The 4,606-nt window shown below is 69.2% G+C and carries 2 protein-coding genes and 1 pseudogene; all 3 read right to left on the bottom strand.

All coding sequences use genetic code 11. From position 1 onward, the window contains the following. Positions 1 to 362: 362 nt before the first annotated feature. Positions 363 to 2,351 carry a transketolase gene (gene tkt / locus QFW81_RS16960; RefSeq protein WP_280580397.1) on the bottom strand — a complete coding sequence of 663 codons (1,989 nt, stop codon included), beginning with the start codon at positions 2,349 to 2,351 and terminating at the stop codon, positions 363 to 365. A 146-nt stretch (positions 2,352 to 2,497) separates the two neighbouring features. Continuing rightward, complete coding sequence (locus QFW81_RS16955) at positions 2,498 to 3,814, bottom strand: dicarboxylate/amino acid:cation symporter (protein ID WP_280580396.1); 1,317 nt, start codon at positions 3,812 to 3,814, stop codon at positions 2,498 to 2,500. Between the two features lie 216 nt (positions 3,815 to 4,030). Continuing rightward, positions 4,031 to 4,606, bottom strand: a pseudogene (locus QFW81_RS16950) (BatD family protein); the annotation flags it as partial.

The following is a 4,606-nucleotide window of genomic DNA, read 5'->3' as shown; positions in this document are numbered from 1 at the left end:
GCGGCAGGACACGGTTCACGCAGGTCTGGCGACGCCACTTCGATACTCGATTCGTCACGTCTCGCAGCAGTCCTGTCAGAACTGCGTCTCGGAGTCCATCCCAGCAAGAAAATTGCCGCCGCACCGCCGACTGCAAAAGTGGCCGCAAGGCGGATAACACGCTGGACGATGAGCCGCGGCCCGGTGACCGGGGATCGCGATACGCAGGACATGGATGTCCTGCGCGCGAGTCAGGGCAGGAGGCCCTGACCGAGCGGAAAGCGATCCCCGGTCGCCGGGTCGCGGCGTGCCCCCGAAGCCCGTGCACCACATCCATGCCGTTCCAGCGTGACGCGTATCGCATCGCGCCATCTGGCGTACGCCTACAGCGCTTTTGCCGCCTCCACCACCGCGTCGACGGTGATGCCGAAGTGCCTGTACAGCTCGCCCGCCGGAGCGCTGGCGCCGAAGCTGTCGATGCCGATGACAGCGCCGTCCAGGCCGACGTACTGGCGCCAGAAACCGGTCACGCCCGCCTCCACCGCCACGCGCCTGCGCACCGAGGCCGGCAGCACCGATTCGCGGTAGGCCGCGTCCTGGCGCTCGAACACGTTGCTCGACGGCATCGACACCACCCGTACCTTGTCGCCAAGCCGGTCCGCGGCCTGGGTGGCGAGTTCGACCTCCGAACCGGTCGCGATCAGGATGATCTCCGGCGCGCCGTTCGAATCGCGCAGCACGTAACCGCCGCGCGCGATGTCCGCGACCTGCTGCTCCGAACGCGGCTGGTGCTGCAGGTTCTGGCGCGAGAACACCAGGCAGGCCGGACCGTCCATGCGCTGGATCGCGGCCTTCCACGCCACCGCCGACTCCACCGCGTCGCATGGGCGCCACACGTCGTTGTTCGGGATGTAACGCAGCGAGGCCAGGTGCTCGATGGGCTGGTGGGTCGGACCGTCCTCGCCCAGGCCGATCGAATCGTGGGTGTAGACGTGGATCGCGTGCGAACGCATCAGCGCGCTCATGCGCACCGCGTTGCGCGCGTAGTCGCTGAACACCAGGAACGTGGCGTCGTAGGGAATGAAGCCGCCGTGCATCGACAGCGCATTCGCGATCGCGGTCATGCCGAACTCGCGCACGCCGTAGTTGATGTAGTTGGCGTCCGGCGTGCCGCCGGTGACCGGCTGGCTGCCCTTCCACAGGGTCAGGTTGGAATGGGCCAGGTCGGCCGAGCCGCCGATCAGTTCCGGCAGCAGCGGCGCGTAGGCCTCGATCGCCATCTGCGAGGCCTTGCGCGAGGCGACCACCGGGCCGTCGGCCTGCAGCTTCGCGATGTAGGCATCCGCCGCGGCGGCGAAATCGGCCGGCAGCTCGCTGCGCTGGCGGCGCTGCAGCTCCGCGGCCTCTTCCGGGTGCTGCGCGGTATAGCGTTCGAACAGCGCGTTCCAATCGGCCTCGTGCTGCGCGCCCTTCGCGTTCGCGCGCCAGGTGTCGGCGATCTCCTGCGGAACCTCGAACGGACCGTGGTTCCAGCCCAGCGCCTTGCGCGTGGCCTCGACCTCGTCCTTGCCCAGCGGCGCGCCGTGCGAGGACTCCTTGCCTGCCTTGGCCGGGGAGCCGAAGCCGATCGTGGTGCGGCAGCAGACCAGGGTCGGCCTGTCGCCGTGCTTGAGCGCGGTCTCGATCGCAGTGCGGATCTCCTGCGGATCGTGGCCGTCCACGCCGCGGATCACGCGCCAGCCGTAGGCCTCGAATCGCGCCGGGGTGTCGTCGGTGAACCAGCCCTTGACCTCGCCGTCGATCGAGATGCCATTGTCGTCCCAGAACGCGACCAGCTTGCCCAGGCCCCAGGTGCCGGCCAGCGACGCGGCCTCGTGCGAGACGCCTTCCATCAGGCAGCCGTCGCCCATGAACACCCAGGTGCGATGGTCGACGACATCCAGCCCCGGCCGGTTGTAGCGCTGCGCCAGCAGCTTCTCTGCGAGCGCGAATCCAACCGCGTTGGCGAAGCCCTGGCCGAGCGGACCGGTGGTGGTCTCGATGCCGGGCGTCATGAAGTTCTCGGGATGCCCCGGGGTCTTCGATTCGAGCTGGCGGAAGCGCTTGAGCTCGTCGATCGACAGGTCGTAGCCCGCCAGGTGCAGCAGCGCGTACTGCAGCATCGAGCCGTGGCCGTTGGACAGGATGAAGCGGTCGCGGTTGGGCCACTTCGGGTTGTCGGGGCTGTGCCGCAGGTAGTCGTTCCACAGCACCTCGGCGATGTCGGCCATGCCCATGGGCATGCCGGGATGACCGGATTTGGCCGCCTCCACCGCATCGATGGCGAGGAAACGGATGGCGTTGGCGAGGTCTCTGCGGCTGGGCTTCGTCATGGGCGGTGGCGGATGCGCTGCGGGGAATGCCCACGAACCGGGGCGCGGCCATTGTCCCATGTCCCGCCGGACATGTGGCGGACATCGCGCCGTCCGACGTGCTTTCGCCCGCAACCGATACCGCTGCAACCGTGGCGCCGCGGCGCCTACGCGGCCGCGAGGTCGACCTGGGAGTCGCGCTCGCCCTTCGACACCAGCGCGGCGATGCCGAGGTCGCCGGTGACGTTGACGGTGGTGCGGCACATGTCGAGGAAATGGTTCACGCCCAGCACCAAGCCGATGCCCTCCGGCGGCACGCCCACCATCGCGCAGATCAGCGCCACCACCGGCAGCGAGCCCGAAGGCACGCCGGCGGTGCCGATACCGCCGAGGATGCAGACCAGCATCACCATGACCTGCTGCCCGAGCGTCAGGTCGACGTTGAAGAACTGCGCCAGGAAGATCACCGTCACGCCCTCGAACAGCGCGGTCCCGTTCTGGTTGGCGGTCGCGCCGATGGTCAGCACGAAGCGCGACACCTTCTTGGGCAGCTTGAGGTTCTCGTCGGCCACCTTCAGCGCGGTCGGCAGCGTGGCGTTGCTCGACGCGGTGGAAAACGCCATCAGCATCGCTTCCTGCACGCCGCGGAAGAACGCCAGTGGCGACCAGCCTCCGATCACGCGCAGCGCCAGCGAATAGGTCACCAGCATGTGGATCGCCAGCGCACCGACCACCACCAGCACGTACGCGCCCAGGCGCAGCAGCAGGTCCCAGCCGAACAGCACCGCGAGATTGAACATGAAGCAGAACACCGCGTAGGGCGCGAGCCGGATCACCAGGCCGATCAGGGTCATCGAGATCTGGAACAGGCCTTCGATGCCGCGCTTGAGCACCGACGTCTGCGCGGTCTGGGTGAGGACCAGGCCGATGCCGAACATCAGCGCGAAGAACATCAGCGCGATGATGTTGGCGTTGTTGGACGCCGCGCCGATCACGTTCTGCGGCACGATCGACAGCAGCATCTCCATGCCCTTGGGCTGGGTGGCGCTGTCGCGCACGATCGCCTGGGTGCGCTCCGCGCCCTCGGCCAGCAACTGCTGCGCGAGCGCGGGATCGACGCCGGTGCCGGGGCGGAACACGTTCACCATCACCAGCCCCAGCAGCACGGCCAGGCCCGACAGCACGATGGTGTAGGCCAGCGTCCGCCAGCCGATGCGGCCCAGCGACGCCACGTCGCCCATCTCCGACACACCGACCACCAGCGCGGAGAACAGCAGCGGCACGATGAGCATGAAGATCAGGCTCAGGAACAGCTGCGAGAACGGGGTGGTCAGGTACTGGGTGAGCGTGCCGACCCACGGTGCGTCGGCGCCGATGCCGTAGTGGACGAACAGGCCGAGCAACAGGCCGACGCCGAAGCCGATCGCGATCTTCCAGTGCAGGGGCATGCGCGTCTTGGCCGCAGGCGTGGACGGTTCGCTCATCGGCTCGGTCTCGGTTGCAACGATTGCGGCAGCTTAGCAAACCGCGCCCGATGCCCCACTGTGCCACCCGCGCCACGGGTCCCGTCCGCCGCGTGGGGCGCGATGCCGAGGCGGTGGCGACAGGCACGGCATCGATGCCATGCCTGTCGCGAGACAGCGAGGGCCGACTCCCCGCTTCGTCGCGACCTTCGCCGGGAAGCAAGCGCCCGGGGATGCTCAGTGCGCGTCGCGCGGCCCGGGATACAGCGGGGGCAGCAAGCGTTCGCTCGCGTCGGGCGAAGCCACGGAACGCCAGCGCGGACCCGCGACGAACGCCTCGCGCAGGGCTTGGCGCGCACGTGCGGGATCGCCATCGTTCCAGCGCGCGTCCTGCAGCAGGGCAAGCGCTTCGCGCTGGGCCGCAGCGTCGAGACGTCGCGACAGTGCATCGAGGCTGGAAGCAGGCGGCGAGGCCAGACCCAGCAGGGCCAGTTCCACTTCACCCAGGTCTGCGGTCTGTAGCAGGCGCTGGAGCTCGCGTGGCGACGTTGCGGAGACGCCGACGGGCATGTCTTCGCCCGTCACGTCGGGCCGGCCGGGCGCACGCGCACCGCGCGCCATGCGCCGCGCGTGCAGCAACCAGGCCAGTGTGCCCAGCCACAGCAGCGCGAACGCCATCGCCAGCCAGCGCCATGTGCGCGCGCTGCCGCCGACACTGGCGTCTCCGCGGCCGGCCTCGAACGCGGCCTGCGCGGCATCGTCCACGGCGGCCACGGCGCCGTCGCCGGCGGCGACGTCCAGTTCCAGCGCCGG

The sequence above is a fragment of the Luteimonas kalidii genome (assembly GCF_029887935.1).
Lineage (GTDB): Bacteria > Pseudomonadota > Gammaproteobacteria > Xanthomonadales > Xanthomonadaceae > Luteimonas > Luteimonas kalidii.
The sequence above is the reverse complement of the archived record's forward strand: the minus strand, read 5'-3'. Positions and strand labels throughout refer to the sequence as shown.

Coding starts and splice junctions, on each gene's coding strand:
- tkt (WP_280580397.1), bottom strand. CDS start 2,351: ATGACGAAGCCCAGCCGCAGAGACCTCGCCAACGCCATCCGTTTCCTC.
- QFW81_RS16955 (WP_280580396.1), bottom strand. CDS start 3,814: ATGAGCGAACCGTCCACGCCTGCGGCCAAGACGCGCATGCCCCTGCAC.